The sequence below is a fragment of the Chryseobacterium sp. IHB B 17019 genome (assembly GCF_001456155.1).
GTDB lineage: Bacteria > Bacteroidota > Bacteroidia > Flavobacteriales > Weeksellaceae > Chryseobacterium.
In genome coordinates, this window is record NZ_CP013293.1 from 3,747,658 (window position 1) to 3,769,582 (window position 21,925).

The 21,925-nt window shown below is 37.0% G+C and carries 20 protein-coding genes; 3 read left to right on the forward strand and 17 right to left on the reverse strand.

Going from position 1 to position 21,925, the window contains the following annotated elements:
* Positions 1–51: 51 nt before the first annotated feature.
* The 3 genes from ATE47_RS17345 to ATE47_RS17355 are packed head-to-tail and all read left to right on the forward strand — an operon-like array spanning position 52 to position 1,824.
* A complete protein-coding gene (locus ATE47_RS17345; RefSeq protein ID WP_062163136.1) occupies positions 52–1,026 on the forward strand; it encodes an endonuclease/exonuclease/phosphatase family protein in 975 nt (324 codons plus the stop codon).
* 4 nt (positions 1,027–1,030) lie between these two features.
* On the forward strand, positions 1,031–1,372 hold the full coding sequence (locus ATE47_RS17350; protein ID WP_062163137.1) for a hypothetical protein: 342 nt from the start codon (positions 1,031–1,033) through the stop codon (positions 1,370–1,372).
* 41 nt (positions 1,373–1,413) lie between these two features.
* The gene (locus tag ATE47_RS17355; protein WP_062163138.1) at positions 1,414–1,824 is read left to right on the forward strand and encodes a hypothetical protein; all 411 of its coding nucleotides are present in this window, start codon (positions 1,414–1,416) and stop codon (positions 1,822–1,824) included.
* A gap of 44 nt (positions 1,825–1,868) precedes the next feature.
* Here ATE47_RS17355 and ATE47_RS17360 read toward each other — a convergent pair whose 3' ends face one another.
* The 17 genes from ATE47_RS17360 to mraZ all read right to left on the reverse strand — a co-directional run bounded on the left by ATE47_RS17360 (position 1,869) and on the right by mraZ (position 21,911).
* Positions 1,869–3,383 carry a GH3 auxin-responsive promoter family protein gene (locus ATE47_RS17360; RefSeq protein ID WP_062163139.1) on the reverse strand — a complete coding sequence of 505 codons (1,515 nt, stop codon included), beginning with the start codon at positions 3,381–3,383 and terminating at the stop codon, positions 1,869–1,871.
* Positions 3,384–3,759: 376 nt separating this feature from the next.
* On the reverse strand, positions 3,760–4,170 hold the full coding sequence (locus tag ATE47_RS17365) for a BrxA/BrxB family bacilliredoxin (protein ID WP_048509182.1): 411 nt from the start codon (positions 4,168–4,170) through the stop codon (positions 3,760–3,762).
* A 420-nt stretch (positions 4,171–4,590) separates the two neighbouring features.
* Positions 4,591–5,037: a GatB/YqeY domain-containing protein gene (locus tag ATE47_RS17370; protein ID WP_062163140.1), complete on the reverse strand. Its 447-nt coding sequence runs from the start codon at positions 5,035–5,037 to the stop codon at positions 4,591–4,593.
* 94 nt (positions 5,038–5,131) lie between these two features.
* Positions 5,132–7,054 carry a cell division protein FtsZ gene (gene ftsZ, locus ATE47_RS17375; protein WP_062163141.1) on the reverse strand — a complete coding sequence of 641 codons (1,923 nt, stop codon included), beginning with the start codon at positions 7,052–7,054 and terminating at the stop codon, positions 5,132–5,134.
* A gap of 92 nt (positions 7,055–7,146) precedes the next feature.
* Complete coding sequence (gene ftsA / locus ATE47_RS17380; RefSeq protein WP_062163142.1) at positions 7,147–8,544, reverse strand: cell division protein FtsA; 1,398 nt, start codon at positions 8,542–8,544, stop codon at positions 7,147–7,149.
* Between the two features lie 23 nt (positions 8,545–8,567).
* On the reverse strand, positions 8,568–9,554 hold the full coding sequence (locus tag ATE47_RS17385; protein ID WP_062163143.1) for a cell division protein FtsQ/DivIB: 987 nt from the start codon (positions 9,552–9,554) through the stop codon (positions 8,568–8,570).
* A 10-nt stretch (positions 9,555–9,564) separates the two neighbouring features.
* Positions 9,565–10,923, reverse strand: a complete 1,359-nt coding sequence (gene murC, locus ATE47_RS17390; RefSeq protein WP_062163144.1) for a UDP-N-acetylmuramate--L-alanine ligase — start codon at positions 10,921–10,923, stop codon at positions 9,565–9,567.
* Positions 10,924–10,929: 6 nt separating this feature from the next.
* Positions 10,930–11,406: a hypothetical protein gene (locus tag ATE47_RS17395; protein ID WP_150114844.1), complete on the reverse strand. Its 477-nt coding sequence runs from the start codon at positions 11,404–11,406 to the stop codon at positions 10,930–10,932.
* A gap of 22 nt (positions 11,407–11,428) precedes the next feature.
* Positions 11,429–12,598 carry an undecaprenyldiphospho-muramoylpentapeptide beta-N-acetylglucosaminyltransferase gene (gene murG / locus ATE47_RS17400; protein ID WP_062163146.1) on the reverse strand — a complete coding sequence of 390 codons (1,170 nt, stop codon included), beginning with the start codon at positions 12,596–12,598 and terminating at the stop codon, positions 11,429–11,431.
* Between the two features lie 36 nt (positions 12,599–12,634).
* Positions 12,635–13,873 (reverse strand): FtsW/RodA/SpoVE family cell cycle protein, encoded by a 1,239-nt coding sequence (locus ATE47_RS17405; RefSeq protein ID WP_062163147.1) that lies wholly within the window; start codon positions 13,871–13,873, stop codon positions 12,635–12,637.
* Between the two features lie 21 nt (positions 13,874–13,894).
* Positions 13,895–15,232: a UDP-N-acetylmuramoyl-L-alanine--D-glutamate ligase gene (murD, locus tag ATE47_RS17410; RefSeq protein WP_062163148.1), complete on the reverse strand. Its 1,338-nt coding sequence runs from the start codon at positions 15,230–15,232 to the stop codon at positions 13,895–13,897.
* 57 nt (positions 15,233–15,289) lie between these two features.
* On the reverse strand, positions 15,290–16,531 hold the full coding sequence (gene mraY, locus ATE47_RS17415) for a phospho-N-acetylmuramoyl-pentapeptide-transferase (RefSeq protein ID WP_062163149.1): 1,242 nt from the start codon (positions 16,529–16,531) through the stop codon (positions 15,290–15,292).
* A gap of 82 nt (positions 16,532–16,613) precedes the next feature.
* Positions 16,614–18,074 (reverse strand): UDP-N-acetylmuramoyl-L-alanyl-D-glutamate--2,6-diaminopimelate ligase, encoded by a 1,461-nt coding sequence (locus tag ATE47_RS17420; protein ID WP_062163150.1) that lies wholly within the window; start codon positions 18,072–18,074, stop codon positions 16,614–16,616.
* A 19-nt stretch (positions 18,075–18,093) separates the two neighbouring features.
* Positions 18,094–20,085 carry a penicillin-binding transpeptidase domain-containing protein gene (locus tag ATE47_RS17425; RefSeq protein ID WP_062163151.1) on the reverse strand — a complete coding sequence of 664 codons (1,992 nt, stop codon included), beginning with the start codon at positions 20,083–20,085 and terminating at the stop codon, positions 18,094–18,096.
* The gene (locus ATE47_RS17430; protein WP_062163152.1) at positions 20,069–20,434 is read right to left on the reverse strand and encodes an FtsL-like putative cell division protein; all 366 of its coding nucleotides are present in this window, start codon (positions 20,432–20,434) and stop codon (positions 20,069–20,071) included. The genes ATE47_RS17425 and ATE47_RS17430 overlap by 17 nt, the downstream gene beginning before the upstream one ends.
* Positions 20,435–20,507: 73 nt before the next feature.
* On the reverse strand, positions 20,508–21,401 hold the full coding sequence (rsmH, locus tag ATE47_RS17435; RefSeq protein WP_062163153.1) for a 16S rRNA (cytosine(1402)-N(4))-methyltransferase RsmH: 894 nt from the start codon (positions 21,399–21,401) through the stop codon (positions 20,508–20,510).
* Positions 21,402–21,452: 51 nt separating this feature from the next.
* Positions 21,453–21,911 (reverse strand): division/cell wall cluster transcriptional repressor MraZ, encoded by a 459-nt coding sequence (mraZ, locus tag ATE47_RS17440; protein ID WP_062163154.1) that lies wholly within the window; start codon positions 21,909–21,911, stop codon positions 21,453–21,455.
* Positions 21,912–21,925: the final 14 nt, after the last annotated feature.

Below are 21,925 nucleotides of genomic sequence, written 5' to 3' on the forward strand. Positions count from 1 at the left end.
AAACGTGGTAGGGTTTTTGATAAAAATCTGTGGTACCCTTACTTTGTTTTCATGAAATTACGCCAGATATTATTGTTTGTCCATATTAGTGTTGCCGTTTTACTTTTATGCACGTTGGGAAATGCGTGGATTCCGCCTAATCTAGTAGGTAATCTTAATCTGCTGTCTTTAGGTTTTCCTTATCTTATTACACTGTATATTTTGTTGACGCTGGTTTGGGTTGTCAAAAGAAAAAAAATTGCAATTGCCTTTGTTTTGGGCATCTTTTTATTCTATAATCCTATCCGGCGATGGGTGAATTTCTCTCCGAAAACAGAAAACTTAAAATCAATTCGGGATATTAAAGTATTGACTTTCAATGTTAAATATGGCGATTTTGGTTGGGAAAAGATAAAGAAATATATTCATGATCAGGATGCGGATATTATTTTGGTTCAGGAAAGAGACACCAATCGGTTACTGAGACAGGATCTAGTGAAATATCCTTCTGTTATTTTAAAAACAAAGCATAAGATCGTAAGACAGGAAGAGCTTATTACTGATGAATCCAGGGGAAATTCTTTCTATGCCGATGTTGATATCAACGGGAAGATCATAAGAATTATTAATGTCTATCTTGAGCCATTCAGATTGCACAAATCCATGTTAAAATTTGACGGTTTCGGAAAGGGAGGGAAAAATATCAACACGCTTCTCTCCCACATGATTCCTACTTTTAAGGCCCATGAAAATCAGATCAAAAAGATCAGGAAAGTAATAGATCTTTCACCTTATCCCGTGATTTTGGCGGGAGATTTCAACTCAGTTCCGAATTCTTATGAATATTATAATCTTGGAAGAGACCTTCAGGATGCTTTTTTGGTGGCTGGGAACGGGAGTTCTTCAAGCTTTCATGATTATAAGGTTCCGTTAAGGATTGATTATATTTTCAGTTCAAAATCCATTATTCCTTTAAGCTATAAAGTGGATAATTCTGTACAATTATCAGATCATTATCCTGTAATTGCAGAATTTCTGTTAAATTAGTTCCATGAAAAATTTACTTTTTGCGGGATTTCTTTTTTGGGGATTAATGATATCCTGTTCAAAAAAAGAACCGGCAGATTTTTATCCAACTGACAGTACAAAAGCAAGTTACGACACCGTAGCTGTAGATTCCTTTTCTGCGGGCGCCACTTCTATTGATGTTGTGCGGCAGATCCGGATGTCTTCCCAAAAATATCAGGACTCTGTGAAAGAGGCTTTAAGGCTTCAGGAAGAAGAGAAAAAATTAAAGGAAGAGCTGGAAAAAGAAAATAAAAAGAAAGCGGAAGACGAGAAAAAGCAAAAAAGCGCAGAAACTCCGGCAACACCTGAAACAAAAACAGAATAATATTTTAATACAAATTACGTTTTAAAAACAGAATTATAAATATGAAAAAAAACATTTTATCAGCTGTATTGATCGCCACTTTGGTGGTATCATGTACAAAATCAACGACTAAGACCGAGAAAGTTGAAAATCCGGACGGAACAGTAACAACTACAACTACAACAGTTTCTGGAGGTGGAATCGGTGTTGATTCTTTAAAAATAAATCAGGCAAAGGAAAATGCCCAAGCAAAAATTGACGAAGCTGGAAATAAAATAGACGATGCAGCTCAAAAAGCAAAAAACCAGATTGATGAAACTGCGGACAAAACAAAAGCCGATCTTCACAAAGCTGGGCAAGATATAAAAACCGAAGCGAATAAGGTAGGGGAAGATGCTAAGGAAGCTGCAAAAAAAGGTGCTACCAAAGTTGAAGAAGCAGCGAAAAAAATAAAAGAAGATTTAAGCAAGTAAATAATAATTAATGAAAGAAAACCGCAGAACGCTCTGCGGTTTTTTTATTTGTTCAATTCCAATAGCGGGTCAATGTATTCCCTGTCGTTGCTGAGTCTTGGGACTTTATTCTGGCCACCCAGTTTTCCTTTGGATTCCAGCCATTGGTAAAATAATTTTTCTTTTGCAATATGTACGATGGGTCTTTTCAAAGTCATATTGTTGTAGCGTTTCGCTTCATAATCAGAGTTGATAGACTTTAGATGTTGATCAAAAACGTCAATAAAACGGTCCAGATCATCTGGCTCTTTGCAGAATTCAAAAATCCACTCATGGGCGCCACCTTCATTTTCTTTCATAAAGACTGGAGCTCCCGTAAAATCCAGGACTGAAGCATTGGTTTCCTCACAAGCTCTGGAAAGCGCAGATTCTACATTGGTGATCATTAATTCTTCCCCAAAAGCATTGATATAATGTTTCGTTCGTCCTGTTATTTTTATCCTGAAAGGGTTGATTGAGGTAAAAACTACAGTATCTCCAATTAAATATCTCCACAAACCACCGTTTGTAGTAATGACCATAGCGTAATTTTTCCCTACTTCCACATCTTCAAGGCTTACCACTTTCGGATTTGAAAAATGGAACTGATCCATCGGAATAAATTCGTAAAAAATGCCGTAATCCAGCATCAGCAACATTTCATCGCTGTCTGATCTGTCCTGGATCCCGAAAAAGCCTTCGGAAGCATTGTAAATTTCATAGTAGTTGATATTTTTCCCGATAATACTCTTGTACTGTTCTCTGTAAGGTTTAAAGCTGATTCCGCCGTGAAAAAACACTTCAAGGTTTGGCCATAATTCTGATATGTTTTTAACGTCGGTTTCCTTTATTACTCTTTGTAAAAGAACCATCATCCAGCTTGGAACGCCCAAAATACTTCCTACATCCTCATTTTTCACCTCAGAAGTAATTGCTTTCAGCTTACTTTCCCATTCTCCCATTAAAGAAACTTTTTTGCTGGGAGTGGTTGTAATTTCTACCCAAAACGGGAGGTTATCAATCAAAATAGCGGATAAATCGCCAAATTTTGTATTAAAATCTGCATAAAGCTCGGAGCTTCCGCCCAATCTTAAATTTTTATAGTTAAAAAGCTGATTTTCCGGATGATTATTGGCATAAATGGAAACCATGTCTTTTCCGGCTTTCATGTGGCAGTATTCCAGGCTTTCTGTAGAAATCGGGATAAATTTGCTTTTTGCATTCGTTGTTCCGGATGATTTTGCAAAATGTTTGATGTAGCCAGGCCAGCTCACATCTTTTTGCCCCTGTCTGGCTTTTTCAATATAAGGCTCCATTTCTTCATACGTCACGATCGGGACTTTATTTTTAAAATCCTGATAACTCGAGATGGAATTAAAACCATACTTCTTGCCATACTCCGTATCTTCGGCATGAAATAACTGGGAAAATAATATTCCTTTTTGTGTTTCAATGGGATGATCCATGAAATTCTGAATCTGATCTATCCTTTGACGGATAAACCAATTGACCACAGTATTGAAAAGTGCTTTCGTCGCCATTACAACAAATATAATGATATTTGCATTTTCTGAGAATTTTTTATAGTGTTAAATAAAAATTAAAACTTATTTTTTTCTTTGGAAGCCTAAATGAATTTGTTTTACAATATCCCCAAAGTTTTCATCCTGAAACTAGGCATAGTATTAGAAAAGTAATGGAAAGAATCGTGTCTGAATCCTTTCAGGATGACAACATCGTGGATATTCCATCTTTGAATAGAACGACTGCAACCCTAGCCCTGATTGCAGCGACATCCTTTTTGGTGCGGGCGGAGCCCGCGACCAAAAAGATATAGCGGAAAGCAGGAAAAAGCTCCATAAAAAACAAAAACCGCTACAAAATTTGTAACGGTTTTCTATTTAGGTATATTATTTCTTAGCAATACTCATCGTAAGCAGCCTGAAGGTTTGCCGCGATTGCTCCCGCAGGATTTCCTTCAATGTGGTGTCTTTCAAGCATGTGAACCAATTCTCCATCCTTAAACAAGGCTACACAAGGAGAGCTTGGAGGGAATGGAGCAAGGTGTTTTCTGGCTTCCGCCACGGCTTCAGTATCGAAACCTGCAAAAACAGTCGTCAAATGATCAGGCTTTTTATCTCCCGTCAAAGAATAAACAACCCCTGGTCTTGCAGCTCCTGCAGCACATCCGCATACAGAATTGATCACTAATAAGGTAGTTCCTGATTGCTTTATTGCTTCTTCTACCTGAGCAGGAGTTGTCAGGTCTTCAAAGCCTTTATCTGTAAGTTCAGCCTTCATAGGCATTACTAAATCTGTTGGATACATATTTTTGTTTTTTAATCAGATACAAATTTAAGCATTTCTTTAGTTTTCTTCAATATATAAAAACTATCAGTGCTTTTGTTAAATAAAATGTATTGAATATTAATTGTTTAAGAAATTATCGATTTATATAAATTAAATTTGTTAATATTTAAATATTTTTATTAAATTTGAAATGATTCTGAAAACAATCTACCATGAAAAAATTTTTATTCCATTTCCTCAATCATCATGTTTTATTCAATTCTGCTTGATAAGATTGAATCAATTAAATTTACAAACAAATAAATGAAGCCCGGAACGAAAGTTCCGGGCTTCTTTAATCAAATCGATATGCAAAGGTTGAATATCCGTATAAAATTGTTGTTTGTTTTGAGGTTGCTAATGTTTACTATAATAGTAACTAGAACAGCCGACAATCAACTAAGAAAGCAGCTTTTTCGCCATCTCGGAAATACTTTTCCCGTCAGATTTTCCGGCTAATGTTTTTGATGCTATTCCCATTACCTTTCCTAAATCTTTTATAGATTCAGCGCCGGTTTCAGCGATAATATTTTTCATTTCTGCTTCCAGCTCTTCTGAAGAAAGCTGTTTCGGCAAGAATTGCTCAATAATTTTCATCTGCGCTTCTTCCACTTCCGCCAGGTCATTTCTTCCCTGTGCGGCAAACTGGTCGTAAGAATCCTTACGTTGTTTTACCATTCTCTGGAGAATAGCAATTTCCTGTTCCGGTGAAACTTCTGCTCCTCTGGCTTCTGTTTTCAGCAATAATATCTGAGATTTTACGGCACGAAGAGAATCCAAAGCAACTTTGTCTTTAGCTCTCATTGCTGTTTTTATAGCTTCGCTTATTGTATTTTCTAAACTCATGGTTTGGGCTTTAGGTTTTAGGCAGTAAGCAGCATGCTTTGAATAACTTTCGACTTGGAAAGCTTATGGCTTACTGCTTATTGCTTACAACATTTTAATCTACATCTTTATTTAAAAATCTGTTCTCTCTTACTTGCATAGAACCATTGTTATCAGACAAATAAGTGTTGATATTTTGGTCTGAAGCATTAGTTCCCTCAATGGAAATATTTTTTCTTTTGAAGGCAGGAACAGATTCAAATTCGCTTGAGCTGTCAAAACTCTGATAGCGTGAATTGAATTCTTTTAATTTATTTCTTCTTTCAATTACCTTATCCTGATCCACCGTTTTATTCACAAAAGTGAATTCTGATTCTGTGGTTTTTGGAGCTTCGGCTTCTGTTTTTGTTTCAGCAACCGGAAGAGTTTCAGCTTTTGGCTCTTCTTTTAAATTCTGGAAGAAATGTTCCACTTTTTGAAGGGGTTCTTCCGTTAATTGATTCACCTCGTTGAAAGACGAAAATTCCGCTTTTGGCTGCCCAAAATCTGATTTTGGCTCATTCTTGATAGGCTCATTCACAAAGAAGCTAAACTCAACAGGCTTTTCCTCTGAAAAAGAATTGTTCAAACTGTTAGTTGCCTGAGTTTCTTCCTTTTTATTATCAAATTCAAATTTAAAAGATTCGATTTCCAGATCATTAGGATCTTCTATTTCTTCATCTAAAGAAAATAGGTTGAAAGATTCTTCTTCATCTTCGTTTCTCCAGTTCTGGGCAGGATTGTCTAGTGTATCTTTCTCTTTATCAAAGAATTTGATTTCAGCTTTTACAATTTCATCCTCAATAATCATTTTTTTTTCAGCAGGCGAAGCATTGAACTGCGGAGCGTCACTGTCTTCGTCATCTAATCTGAAAAGGCTTTTCCCTCCGAAATCATGAGTAGATTCAGAAGTAATTTCTCTTTCTTCTCTTGTTTTGAAAGGTGATTCTTTGGGAACATCAAAAGAGTCATTCAAACTGATTTTGATCTTTTCCGCCGGCCCTGAAAATTTTTTATTATCATTTGAAAAACCTGTTGCAATTACAAGAACGCTTACAGAATCTCCTAATTCTTCATCAGCACCAACTCCAAAGATGATGTCTGCCGTATTTCCTGCTTCTTTCTGGATATGATCCATGATAACACCGATCTCGTCCATGGTAACTTCTTCCACACCGCTTCTGATCAACAACAGAACGTTTTTGGCGCCTGTAATTTTGTTGTCGTTCAACAATGGGGAATCAAGTGCTTTTTTCACGGCTTCTTCCGCTTTATTTTCACCTGAAGCAATTCCTGTAGACATCAATGCCGTACCGGAATTCTGAAGCACAGATTTGGCATCTCTAAAGTCAATGTTTACATCGAAATAACCGGTAATAACTTCTGCCATACCTTTTGCCGCGTTGGTCAGGACTTCATCGGCTTTTGAGAATCCTTGCTTGAATCCAAGGTTCCCGAACTGCTGTCTTAGTTTATCATTATTAATGACAATTAAAGAATCAACATTATTTCTTAGTTTTTCAAGTCCGTTTTCTGCCTGGTCCAGTCTTCTTTTACCTTCAAAGCTGAAAGGAACGGTAACGATACCTACGGTAAGAATTCCCATATCTTTTGCCACTTTGGCAATAACGGGAGCGGCACCGGTTCCTGTACCACCACCCATTCCGGCAGTGATGAAAACCATTTTGGTGTTTTGTCCCATCGCAGCTTTGATGTCTTCGATACTTTCGATAGCAGATTTTTCACCTACCTCGGGATCAGCACCTGCACCAAGACCTTCTGTAATGGTAGTTCCCAACTGTACTTTGTTGGCAACCGGGTTGTTATCTAAGGTTTGAGCGTCTGTATTGCAAATCACGAAATCTACGCCGTGAATTCCTTTTTCATACATGTGTTTCAGCGCGTTGTTTCCACCGCCTCCTACACCGATTACTTTTATTATTGATGAATTTCCTTTTGGTAAATCAAATGAAAACCCCTGAGTTCCTAAATTTTCCATAACTATACTTTTTTATAATTATAATTAATCAATGGTTTAGGCAGTAAGCGATATGCTGTAAGCTTTTATCATTGATTGTTTATCCCTTATATTTATTCTACTTCTTCGAAGAATTTTTTTACTTTTTCCATAAGCGACTGCCCGAAAGTCAGTTTAGCCGCTCTTTTTTGTTGCTGTTCGCTGGCAGTTTCCTGCTGCAGAATCTGTTGCTCTGCCATAGTTCCCGTTTGTTGTTCGGTTTCGGCCGGACTTGTTGCAGTATCAGCTTTTGGCTGTGCCTGGGCTTGTTCCTGAACGGGTTCTTCTATTTCAGCAATCTGTTTTTTATCCCTGATTTTTAAACTTTCCATTAATAATCCAATAGAAGTTGCAAATTCGGGACCTTTCAGATACTGGTTTTTGTCGTTGGCGATATATTCATTAGCAAAACCGATTCTGCTGTCGAAACCTGTTGTATAATTGGCCAGCTGACGAAGGTGTTTCAGGTTTGATCCACCCCCCGTTAAAACAATTCCTGCGATTAGCTTTTTCTTCTGTTCGAAGGCGCCGTAAGCTTTTAATTCCGTATTTACCATTTCCAAAATTTCCTCTACTCTCGCATTGATAATCTGTGCTAAAGTTTTAAGTGAAATTTCTTTATCAGGTCTTCCATGAAGCCCTGGAATGGTTACATACGTACTGTCTTTTTCCAATTCAGGAACCGCAGAACCGAACTTAACCTTTAATTGCTCGGCATGCTTTTCAATAATTGAACATCCTTCTTTAATATCTTCTGTAATAATTCCGCCACCGTAAGGGATTACGCAGGTATGACGGATGATATTGTCTTTAAAAATAGCAATATCCGTTGTACCACCACCGATGTCTACGATAGCGACTCCTGCTTCTTTCTCTTCTTTTGTAAGAACGGCTTCCGAAGATGCCAAAGGTTCCAGCGTAAGGGCTTCCATCTCCAATCCGGCTTCACGAACACATCTTGCGATATTTCGGATGCTTCCCATCTGACCTACTACAACGTGGAAATTAGCTTCTAAACGTTTTCCGTGCATTCCTACAGGCTCCTGAATTTCACCTTCGGAATCTACCTTATATTCTTGAGGAAGTACATGGATAATTTCTTCGCCAGGAAGCATGACCAGCTTCTTGACCTGATCTTTCAATGCTTCAATGTCATCATCTGTAATGAATTTATCCGGATGTTCACGCATAATATAATCGGAGTGCTGCAGGGAACGGATGTGTTTCCCGGCGATCCCCACCGTTACTTTACGGATAGGAACTCCTGCGCTGGACTGTGCTTCAGACACAGCAGCTTTGATTGAATTAATGGTTTGCGAAATATTATTCACAATACCTTTGTGAACCCCAAGACTTTTGGCCTTACCAACACCGAGAACTTCTATTTTCCCGTGTGCATTCCTCCTTCCGACAATCGCGACAATCTTCGTTGTCCCGATGTCCAGACCTACTGAATACTCTTGATTTTCCATTTGATTATATCGATTTGATTTTTTTATTCTATTTTAACTTTTGCTTTTGTCTTCGGCTTTGCTGCCGTTGGTTTCTTCTCTGTTTTTTTTGTTTCCTTAGGCTTGGTTATAGCTTTTGGTTTTGTGCTCACCTTCGGTTTTGATGCCGCTGAGCTTGTTTTTTTAGTTTCTTTTTTTGCTTCGGCCTTTTTGGGTTTTGCTTCGGTATTTTTTTTGACAGTTGTTGGGGTTGGAACTTTTGCCAACTCTTTATTTCCTGCCTTCAAAATACTGTCGTTTTCTTTAAAATAAGGATTCAGGGTTGTTACAATCTGATTCTGATATTTTACTGAAACCATGCTGTATTTTTGAGGATCCTGATACACAAGATATTTTTCTACAAATGTTTTAAAACCTTTTACTTTAAAGTCAATATTATCTAAGTCTCCAATTTCTACTTTATAATTGCCATCGCTTGTAAGAAGATTGTAGTCATCCTTATCTTTTGATATTCCAATGAAATATTTTTTACTGAAATCATCTTTGTCGATTTTGCCAACCAGTTCAGCGAGTTTTTCATATTCATCTTTCTTTACATTTCCTGTTACGAGCATACAAGGATGTGAATATGTTTTTGAAATCGGGAATTCCGTTCCTTTTTCGTCCACGTAAAAATCTCTTCCTTCTTTATTTAACCTAAAAACCGGAACTCTCTGCTTAATATCTAAGTTTAATTTTCCATTTAAGTTTAAATAAACATTCGCGCTGTCAACAGCCGGAAGGGCATTAATTTTTTTCTCCAAAGCCGGAATATTCAAGTCTCCGACTTTCCCTGAAGGATTTTCTTTTTTTACAATTTCCCGGATGTCTTTTTCATCAATAAAATAAACGGGAGTTTTTTCATTCATTTTTACAGAAATTTTATTATCCGTAATCTTCTGGCCGCTGAATTTCTTCAAAGAGAAACTCAACAGGAACCCAAGGAGGATTACCGTGATAGCAATTTTTAATATTCTGTATTTATTTTTCATTTATTTTAAACTAATTTTTCTCCATCCATTCACAAATAGGATCATACAGCGTATCAATATTTCCTGCGCCCACTGTGAGAAGAATATCAAATTCTTTTTCTTTTATTTTATTAAAAGCATCATTTAATGTTGATACTTCTTTTTTATCTAATGTTACTTTATCTAGCAGCCAGCTTGAAGTTATTCCTTCAAAATTTTCCTGAAGTTCCCTTGCCGGATAAATGTCAAGCAAAATCAGTTCATCAGAATTGTTTAAACTTTCAGCAAATCCGTCTGCAAAATCCCTTGTTCTGCTGAACAAATGCGGCTGAAAAACAACCAATAGTTTTTTCTCAGGGTAAAAAGTTCTGATCGAGCTTACCACGGCATTAATCTCTGTAGGATGGTGAGCATAATCGTCGATATATATTTTACCGTTTTGATATCTGTGTTTGGTATATCTTCTTTTAATTCCTTTAAAATTGGCAATTGCTTTCTTTAAAGTTTCGAAATCGACTCCCAGATTATTTAAAATAGCCAACGCAACCGTCGCGTTTTCAACATTGTGAATTCCCGGAATTTCCCAGATAAAATCTTTCACGGTTTCAGTTGGGGTATGAAAATCAAAATAGATTTTGTCATTCTCCATTCGAAGGTTATCTGAATAATAATCAGCAACCTCGTTCACGGCATACGTCAGATGAGGTCTTCCGATTTCAATTCCTTTTCTTACAAAAAGTTGTTTGTCATTCGGAACTAAGGCCGCAAATTGTCTGAAACCTTCTTCAATCGTATTTTTATCTCCATAAATATCCAAATGATCTGCATCTGTGGAAGTTATCACTGCCCAGTCCGGAGAAAGGTTTAGGAAACTTCTGTCATACTCATCTGCCTCAACCACTGAATATTGTGAGCCGTTATATAGAAAATTCGATTTAAAATTCTCAGAAATTCCTCCAAGAAAGCATGAAAAAGGCAAATCTGCTTCTTTGCACAAATGCGAAACCAAAGTAGACGTCGTTGTTTTTCCATGGGTTCCGGCAACAGCGATGCAATCTGTGTTTTCTGTAATTAAACCTAAAACCTTTGCGCGTTTCAGCACTTCAAACTGATTTTCATTAAGATAATCTAAAATCCCAAGCTTTTTAATGGCCGGAGTATAGATTATCAGTGTATTTTCCTTTTCAAGAGAAGTTATTCTTTCATCGATAAGATCTTCAAAAACAATATCAATGCCCTCGTTCATTAATGCCGTCGTCAATTTGGTGTTGGTTTTATCGTAGCCCAAAACTTTCTTGCCCGAAGCATGGAAATAGCGCGCCAGAGCACTCATCCCGATACCTCCGATTCCAACGAAGTAAAAATTTTGATATGTTTCTAAAACTTTCATTTTCAATTATTGTAATATTTGACGTTCTTTATCTAAATTCAGAGCATCACCGACGAATAAACTAAATTCAGAAAGAGAGTCTTCAAAAGATTCATAAGTAAATCCATGCATCGTCCAAAAAGCATATTCAAACATGACTTTCTTTTTTTCTTCAACATGTATTGCTTTAACAATAGGTATCATGCTATTAACCTTTTCTGTATAGTCTCTAATTTTATCTTTACTTGCAGAGGTATTTACAAGAATATGAGTAGAGTAATATATTGCTTGTTTTTTAACATCAAGATCCAGAAAAATATACGTATTGTTTTTTGTTTTTACCTCAATATATTGAGGGGTTTCTTCCAAAATAGTATATCCTTTACCTTTAAGGTAAGATGTTATAGCAGAAATTTTAATATCTGCAGGTTTTACAAGAGTTTGTGCGGTCCATAAATTGGCAAAAAAGCCAACCAGGAGTAATATTAAAAATCTTGTTTTCATATTCATTGAGGTTATTAGTTCTTTATATTTTCTTAAAAATCTCGTCTACAATCTCTTTTGCGGCATTAGGCTTGGCAAAATATTTCAGATTTTCAGACATTTCTTTTCTTACACTTTCATTTTCGCAGATTTCTGAAAGGGTATTCCAGAATTTTTCATGCATTTCAGAGTCTTTTACCATTCTGGCTGCATTTTTTTCAACCAGATTCATGGCATTTTTTGTTTGATGGTCTTCCGCTGCGAAAGGGAAAGGCACCAACAATACTGGCTTCTGCGCTACCGCCAACTCTGAAATGGCAATCGCACCTGCTCTGGAAACAATTACATCTGCCGCAGAATATGCGGTTTCCATATCTTTGATGAATTCTTTTATTTGGATGGAAGATGGAAGTTGGGTGTCGGAAGTTTTTTTAGCTTCGCTATTTTCACTTCCAGCTTCCAGCTTCTGGCTTCCAACAATTTCTGCATAATCCAACTTTCCGGTTTGCCAGATCAATTGATAACCTTTTTCTTTAAGGTTCTCAAGGTTTTCTTTCCAGCCGTTGTTTAATGTTCTTGAACCTAAAGATCCACCGACAGATAAAATCGTCAGTTTGTCTTTATCCAGTCCCATTTTTTCTTTTGCCGAAGCTGTTTCCTGCATTCCTGAAATGATATTCTCACGAATTGGATTACCTAGAAACAGTATTTTTTCAGCCGGAAAACCATCCACTTTCGGGTATGCCGTAAACACAGCTTTTGCTTTTTTACTTAAAATTTTATTCGTTACCCCTGCATGGGCATTTTGTTCCTGAATAAAAATTGGAATTCCCAGTTTGCTTGCTTCATACAAAGCCGGCCCACTGGCAAAACCTCCTGTTCCCACTGCAAAGTCCGGAGCGAATTTTTTAATAATTCTTTTTGATTTAGATAAGCTTTTTAAAATCTTAAAAGGCAAACCTAAATTCGACAACATATTTCCTCTGTCGATTCCGGCAATATCAATTCCTTCAATCTTATAACCTGCCTGCGGAACTTTTTCCATCTCCATTTTTCCGTTGGCTCCAATGAACAAAAACTCAGCATCAGGAAATCTTTTCTTGATTTCATCAGCAATAGCGATGGCTGGGAAGATGTGTCCTCCCGTTCCGCCGCCGGATAATAAAACGCGGATGGCTTTTGGCTTTTGGCTATTGACTGATTGATTGTTCATTTTTTAAGTCTTTATTCTTTTATCTTTATTCTCGTTCTAAGCGATATCGTTTATTTCAGCTACACTTTGTTTTTTGCCCATTCCTTCTTCGTCATAAATCTGGATTCTTGAGCTTATATTTAAAATAATTCCTAATTGCAAATAGGTAACCAACATTGATGTTCCTCCATAACTTATCAATGGCAACGGTTGCCCTGTCACCGGAATCAGATTGACTGCAACTGCAATATTTACAGAGAGTTGTATAAAAATCATCACCCCAAGGCTGAGCACAAGCAACGATCCGAAAAAGGCGGGCATCTTACTGGCTATCATTACGATACGGATTATCATAATTAAATACAGACAGATCAGGAAAGCAGCTCCGATAACTCCATATTCTTCGACAATTACCGCAAAAATAAAATCGGATGCAGATTGTGGAAGCATTTGTTTTAAGGCACTTTTTCCCGGTCCCATTCCGGTAATCCCACCGTGAACAATGGCTGCTTTTGCCTGCATTACCTGGTAGTTTTTCGCTTTTACGCTTTCATCATCTACATCGGCTGTTTTGGCTTTGCTTGACGTGAAGGTTTCAATACGGCTCATCCACGTGTGAACACGGTTTCCGCCGATCATGTTTGTATTTAGAGCAATTAATAAAAACAAAACAATCGCAACAAATGAAGAGGAAATGAATCCTGCAATGTATTTCCAATGCAGTTGTCCTATAATTAAAACAACCACGGAAACCATTAAAATCATTAAAGCCGTAGAACCGTTATCTTTCGCAACCAATACAAAAACCAGTAAAATAGGCCCGAAAATGTACATAATGTTCTCAATCGGAAGCCTTTCGCGGGTAATTTTCTTGGTTAAATATCGACACAGATAAATAATCAACATTAAAAATGCAAATGAAGAAGGCTGAAATGAGATCGGTGTCCCGGGGATTTTCAACCACCTGGAAGCACTTGCTCCGTCGATTGTCTGTCCTGTAAACATAGTGATAATCAATAGAATAACCATTAAACCGAGCAGAATGCTGCTGAGTTTTCCGATGTACTCATATTTTACCATTCCCACAATTCTCATGATTGCCAATCCTAAGACCACAAAAAACATATGCTTGATAACGTGACCAGTTGTAGTCCCGTTATTCACGATATATTCCAGATTCGAACTTGCTGAATATACAGGGAAAATAGAGAAAATGGAGATCACAAGAATGACCATCCAAAGTACTTTATCGCCCTTCAGGAATTCAAATCTGCTGTCTGTGTCTTGTTCGTTCATATGTACTGCTATTGGCTTTGGTTAATTGCCATTGGCTTTTAATACCTGCTCTTTAAACTGACGGCCTCTGTCTTCATAGCTTTTGAATAAATCAAAACTGGCGCAACATGGGGAAAGTAAAACGGTATCTCCCTTTTTTGCCAAAGATTTTGAAATCTTCACTGCATCCGCCATGCTTGAGGTATCATAAATAAACTCTTTCTTATCTTTAAAGAAGTTGATAATCTTTTGATTGTCAATTCCTAAGCAAACAATTGCTTTTACTTTCTTTTTAACTAAATCTTCAATTTCGGTATAGTCATTTCCTTTGTCCAAACCTCCGACAATCCAAACGGTCGGGTTTTTCATGCTTTCTAAAGCGTAATACGTTGCGTTAACGTTAGTTGCCTTGCTGTCGTTGATGTATTTTACCCCATCAATTTCAGTTACAAACTCTAGTCTGTGTTCAACTGCCTGGAAAGTCATTAATGAATTTCTGATGCTTTCATTATTGATTTCCAATATTTTACCAGCGATTGAAGCGGCTAAGCTGTTGGCAACGTTATGGTTTCCTAAAAGTGACAATTCTTCAATTTTCATGGAGAAATCATCTTTTAATTTTACCTCAATTTTATCTTCATTAATAAAACCTCCTTCAGACAGTTTTTCTTTTGTTGAAAAAGGAATCATCTTCGCTTTTATTTCTAATTTTTCCAGCAGATTTTTGCTCATTTCGTCATCTTTATTGTAGATGAAGAAGTTGTCATTCTCCTGATTTTCAGTAATTCTGAACTTTGCTAAAGCATATTCTTCGTAATTGTAATTGTACTGATCCAAATGATCCTGAGACAAATTCAACAATAAAGAAATATATGGTCTAAAGTTCTGAATATCATCCAATTGAAAAGAGCTTACCTCCAATACATAATATTCATGATTCTCATCAGCAACCTGTTTTGCAAAGCTGTATCCTATGTTTCCGCCTAAACCTACATTCAGTCCGTCATTTTTCAGGATGTAATAGATTAAAGACGTGGTCGTTGTTTTTCCGTTGCTTCCGGTGATCGCAATGATTTTCGCATTGGTAAATTCCGAAGCAAATTCAATTTCAGAAGAAAGCCTGATTCCTTTCTCATGAATTTTGTTAATAATTTCTGCCTTTTTCGGAATTCCCGGGCTTTTTACAATCCAGTCTGCATTTAGAATCCTTTCTTCATCGTGGTTTTCCTCCTCAAATTCAATTTCATTTTCAGTGAGAAACTGCTTATAGTTATCCTTAATGGCCCCTTTGTCTGAAAGAAATACTTCCATCCCTTGTTTTTTAGCCAAATAAGCAGCTCCACAACCACTTTCGCCTCCTCCTAAAACAACTATTTTCATTCTTTTTATGCTTTATGCGGTAAGCTTTAAGCCTAATGCTTATCGCTTACAGCTGATTTATCTCATCTTCAATGTAATGAGACATACAATTGCCAGAACTACACCGATAATTATCATTCTGTTGACGATTTTACTTTCGTGGAAACCGCCTTTCTGATAGTGATGGTGTAATGGTGACATTCTAAACAATCTATTGTTTTGGGCATATTCCAGCCCGAATTTTTTCTTTCTGTATTTGAAAACTGCAACCTGAAGCATTACAGATAAGTTTTCAATTAAAAATATTCCGCATAATACAGGGATCAGCAATTCTTTTCTTAGAATAATGGCTAAAACAGCAATTACTCCTCCCAACATCAAACTCCCCGTATCGCCCATGAAAACCTGCGCCGGATAGGTATTGTACCAGAAAAACCCGATAACGGCACCTACCATTGCGACGGCAAAAATGGTGGTTTCCCCCATATTCGGAAGGAACATAATATTGAGATAATCTGCAAAAATGATGTTCCCGGAAAGGTAGGCGAAAAGCGCCAGAGTAAGCAGTATGACGGCACTTGTTCCTGCTGCGAGACCGTCGATTCCATCTGTAATATTTGCTCCGTTTGAAACGGCTGTTACGATAAAAATAACGATAGGGATGAAAACGATCCATGCCCATTCATGAGCGTCTTTATCATTCATCCAAAACAGGATTCCGCTGTAATCAAACTCATTATTTTTAGCAAAAGGAACGGTAGAAACGGTGATTTTTTCCGTAGGCATGAAGTTTTGCTCTACATTATTTCTGTTCACTACTTTCGCATCTGCATATTTTCTTTTAACCGTAATGTCAGGGTGGAAATACATTGTAACTCCAATAATTAGTCCTAATCCGACCTGTCCTACAATTTTGAATTTTCCACTTAAACCGTCTTTATTTTTTTTAATTTTCTTTAAATAATCATCAATAAAACCAATCACGCCCATCCAAAGCATTGAAACCAACAGAAGAACAATGTAAACATTGGTAATTCTAGTAAACAGCAAAACCGGAATAATGGTCGCCAAAATAATGATAAGGCCACCCATTGTAGGCGTCCCTTCTTTTTGCTTCTGTCCGTCCAATCCAAGATCACGAACCAACTCGCCCATCTGCTTTGCTCTCAGATAGTTGATTATTCTTTTCCCGTAAACCAAAGCGATAATCAAAGACAGCAAAACTGATATTCCCGCACGGAAAGAGATATATTTCAGCATTCCTAATCCCGGAACGTGAATTCCCTGGCTGGTTAAGTATTCGTATAGATAGTATAGCATTTGTTTAAATTTTAATAAATGATAAATGATTATTGATGAATGGTAAAATCAATTAACATTTATCAATTATTGATTATAAATTTTACTTACTCATCAATTTCCAAAGTTCATTGATCGTTTCTTTGTCGTCAAAATGATTTTTTACACCATTAATCTCCTGATAGTTTTCATGGCCTTTTCCGGCTACGAGAACAATATCTTTCGGTTCTGCAAATTTGATCGCCATTTTTATGGCTTCCCTTCTGTCCGGAATTGAAGTGTATTTGCTGAAGTTTTGAGGTTCAACGCCAGCTTCAATTTCCTTTATAATCTGTGCCGGATCTTCCGTTCTCGGGTTATCCGAAGTGATAATTGCCAATGTTGATTTTTTTGTGGCAATATTTCCCATTTCAGGTCTTTTGGATTGATCTCTGTCGCCTCCGCAACCGAAAACTGTGATTAATCTTTCGTTTTTTGTTCTGATATCATTAATGCTGTCCAGGATGTTTTCCAAGGCATCCGGAGTATGAGCATAATCTACAATGAAGAAAATCCCGCCGTCTGATTTGAAAGTCTCAAATCTTCCGGAAACTCTTTTTAACTTGCTGATTGCCTGAAGAATTTCGTCCTGCTCAAAACCAAGTTCAGAAGTGATTCCGAAAACAAGCAGTAAATTGTAAACATTAAATTTACCTGTTAAGGTCGTCCAGAATTCCTTTCCGTTGAAGTTCAACAACATTCCGTTGAAATCAACTTCCAGTAATTTTCCATGATAGTCGGCCATTGTTTTCAAAGCATAAGACTTTTTCGTGGCCTTCGTGTTTTGAAGCATGACATTTCCGTTTTTATCATCTACATTGGTGATGGCAACGGCATTTTCATTTAATTCATCAAAAAATCTTTTCTTTGTTTTTAAATATTCATCGAAAGTTTTATGATAATCTAAATGGTCGTGCGTAAGGTTGGTAAAACCTGCAATTTTAAAATGTAACCCTTCAATTCTGTTTTGAGCGATTCCGTGCGAACTTACTTCCATGAAAGCAAAATCACAGCCTTCCTCAAGGGCCTGAGCCAAGATTTTATTAATCGTAATAACATCCGGAGTCGTGTGAGTCGCCGGAATTATTTTATCTCCAATTCTGATTTCTACCGTAGAAAGTAAAGCAGAATCATATCCTAAGTTTTTAAAAACATCAAAAAGTAGGGTAGAAACGGAAGTTTTTCCATTTGTTCCTGTAACTCCGATTAATTTTAACTTTTCGGATGGATTTCCATAAAAATTGGAAGCTAATTGACCTAAAGCTTTGGAAGAATCTTTTACTTTAACATAAGTAATATTTTCATCTAAATTTTCAGGAAATTCTTCGCAAACAACTGTTGTTGCGCCTTTTTCAACCGAAGAAGCAATAAATGAATGCCCATCCACAACGGTTCCTCTCATTGCGATGTACAAAGAGTTTTCCGTAACCTTTCTGCTGTCGAAAACCAATTCTGAAACCTCACGGGTGTTGTCACCGTGAATTTCCAAGACTGGGATTCTATTTAATAATTCAATTAATTGCATTTCCTTGATGCTTTATATTTTAATTCTGCAGAGACAAATAAATTCTCTGGTTTTTACTGATTATTGTGCCTTCCAATGGAAATTGTTCTTTAATTCTTCCCACTCCTTTATAGTCAACACGGTATCCTAAATTTTCCAACTGCGGAATTACATTTTTACCGATTAATCCGACTACACTTGGCATTTGCTTATTATTAACTGCTACTTTTACATTCGGTTCCACCATTTTATTAAGGTTTACCTTTCTGTCGACAAGCATTTCTTTTTCAATGTTTTGAGGTGTTTTCAGGAATGTTTTTCCGGCAATTTCTTTAAATACCGGCGCGGAAACCGTTCCTCCGTAAAATCCTTTGGCCGTATTCGGCTCACTGATCATCACGTAACACGTATATTTCGGATTATCAGCCGGATAGAAGCCTGCGAATGATGCACGGTACTTCATTGGACCAGGCAACCAATATTCAAATCTTGCGGTTCCGGTTTTTCCTGCCATTTTTAAATTTGGGGTGAAAATACTTTTTCCTGTCCCTTTCTCAACGGCTTTTGTCAGTGCGCTAGTCATCATTTTGATAGCTTTTTCAGAAGCCATTTTATTAACAATTACTGCGGGTTTTGCATTGTACATTACCTTTCCGTCTTTCATAATTTTATCGATGAATAGAGGCTTTAGCATTTTGCCGCCATTAGCAACCCCATTGTAGAAAGTTGCCAATTGTAATAAGTTGATGTTCGAGGAATATCCGTAAGCGATTGACGCCAATGTCGCGGCGTTCCATCTTTTATTTTCCGGCGTTACGATTTTCGGTTTTGTGATTCCCGGAAGCTCGATCTCCATTTTATCGAATAATTTCCAACGTTTCAGATGATCAAGGAAAATCTGGGGTTTGTCGGCGTAATATTTCGTAATTAATTTTGCCGTTCCTACGTTACTAGATTTAGCCAAAACATCACTGATATCATACGTTCCTCCGCCGTGACCGTCTGAAATTCTTTGTTTTGCATACGTCCAAACTCCACCACCAACATTTACTGTTGTATTTTCATCGATAAAACCGTCGTCCATTGCTGCCAGCAACGAAATGGTTTTAAATGTAGAACCCGGTTCGATATTATCTTTTATGGCGTAATTGTAGGAATCTTCGTAATTTCCGTCTTCGGTTTTTCTTAAATTTACCATGGCACGAACTTTCCCAGTCTCAACTTCCATTACAATCACGGTTCCGTGTTTTGCTTCAAAATTGATCAGTTGTTTTTCTAAAGCTGAATGTGCAATATCCTGAATTCTAAGATCTAATGTTGTGTAAACATCCTCACCATCAACTGGCTCCTGAACTTTCCAGTAATCAATTGGCTTCCATTGTGAAGAGTTGATTCTTTGCTCTAATCTTTTTCCGTCGGTTCCTCTTAAATATTTTGAGAAAGCCCCTTCCAGACCAGAACTGTATACACCGTTATCCATTCCGATGGTTCCGGCTCCGATTTCAGTAGTAGCCAATTCTCTTTTGTAGTTCCTGTCAACAATGAAACCTCCTTTATTTTTACCTCTTTTAAAGATTGGAAATTTTCTGATTCTGTCGTATTGATCGAAGTCCAGACCTTTTACAAGGGTGTAATATTGATTTTTCTTCTTTCTCTGTTCGTCAAATTTCTTTCTGAATTCTCCTCTCGGTTTTCCAAACATTTTGCTTAAAGAATCCGTTAATGCACCGATATTATTAGTGTAAACAGTATCTTTCATTGTTTTGAAATCCAGATAGATATCGTAACGCATTACGGTGGTTGCGAGAATTGAACCGTCGGAAGCGAATAGGTTTCCACGGGCAGCTTTTAAAGTAGCCTCGCGGTAATTTTTATTAATGTAATCGTCTTTAATTTCCTGGACATTAGTATTTTGAAGGATTACAATCCTCGTAAGGAAAAGCACAAACACGCACAAAGCCACCACTGCAAAGAGGTAGCCCCAACGTAACGTTCTTTTACGTTTGTTATCGTATTCATTTTGCTTTTGCATCTGTACTGTCCAGTTTTATTAGCAGTTTATGAGGGTGGTTTTCAAGAGTCATTAATGAATCTTTTGCCACTTCTTTCCCCAACTGCGATTCCATTTTTACTTTAATCAGCTTACTTTGTGCGTAAGCGTTTCTCGATTTATATTCTTCTGTTTCTTCTTTTAAGGCGTTGACGATCTTGATTTTTTTATTAACCAAATGGTTGCTGTAAATCATCGCCATCATTAATATGAACAACAGGAGGAAATACTTGTAATGTATCTTCACCTCATCACGGTTCAGGAAGTTTCCTTTTATAATGTCTATAAAAGTGAGCTTCTTTTGAGGGCGATATGTTGTTCTTTTTGCCACGTTGTTTATAATTGATGATTGATAAATGATAATTGATAGAGTTTGAAATCATTTATCATTTATTATTAATCATTTATATTTTTATTCCTGTTCTCATTTTTGCGCTTCTGGCTCTGGAGTTTTCTTCGATTTCCTTCTCGTCGGGGATGATCGCTTTACTCTTTACCAGCTCAAATGCCTTTTTATAATTTCCGTAAATGTCTCTTTCGGGTTCGCCTTCAAACATTCCGTTTTTCAAAAATCTTTTTACCAGCCTGTCTTCTAATGAATGGTAAGAAATTACGACCAATCTTCCTTCCGGTCTTAACACATTATAAGCCTGAATCAGCATTTCTTTTAAAACCTCAAGCTCCTGATTTACCTCAATTCTAATCGCCTGAAACAACTGGGCATAAAATTTATTAACCTTATGCGGTGGAAGAAAATTGAATAATTTTTTCAAGTCTTCCGTTGTATTAATGCTTTTATTTTTTCTGTGATGGACGATATCTCTTGCTAATTTTCTCGCTTCTCGCAATTCACCATAATAGTAAAAAATATCCGCCAGCTGCTCTTCATCATAATCGTTGATTACTCTTTTGGCATCAAGGCTTTGCATCACATTCATTCTCATGTCCAGCGGTGCATTGCTTCTTGTGGAGAAACCTCTTTCCGCTTCATCAAACTGGTGAGATGAAACACCAAGATCAGCCAAAATGCCGTCCACTTGAGAAACTCCGTACATCAATAAAGAATTTTCCAGAAACCTGAAATTCTGATTGATTAATGTAAATCTCGGGTCATCAATTGTATTTTTAAGAGCATCTAAATCCTGGTCAAAACCAAACAGTCTTCCTTTATCCGAAAGCCTGCTTAATATTTCTCTTGAATGGCCACCGCCACCAAAAGTACAGTCCACGTATGTTCCGTCTGGATTCGTCACCAAATCATCAACACTTTGCTTCAACAAAACGGGGTTATGATACATGTTTAAGTTGTGTTTTTTCTCGCTTTTTATTTAATTTAATAATCAGCGCGGTTATTCTTCATCGAAAGAGCCCATTACATCTTCGGCAAGGCTGGCAAAATCTATTTCATTGGTGGAAATTACTTTCTCGTAAGCTTCTTTATCCCAAATCTCAAATAATTCTCCTGCGCTTGTGATCACAATATCCTTCTGAAGATTTGCGAAATGCATCAGGTCTTTTGAAATCTGCAATCTTCCCGCATTATCCAATTCTACAGTTTTTACTCCTGCCGTAAACATTCTAATGAAATCAGCATTCTTTTTAATGAATCTGTTTAGTTTATTAATTTTGCCCATCATTTTATCCCAGGCATTCATGGGGTAAACCTCCAGGCAAGGTTGGAACACGGATCTCTTGACTACAAAAGCCTTATCGTCAAAGTCTTCCATCTGTTTGATCAAAGAGGAAGGAACTTTCAATCGGCCTTTATCGTCGATTTTACACTCGTATGTTCCAATGAAACTTTTCATTTGGGACAAATTTA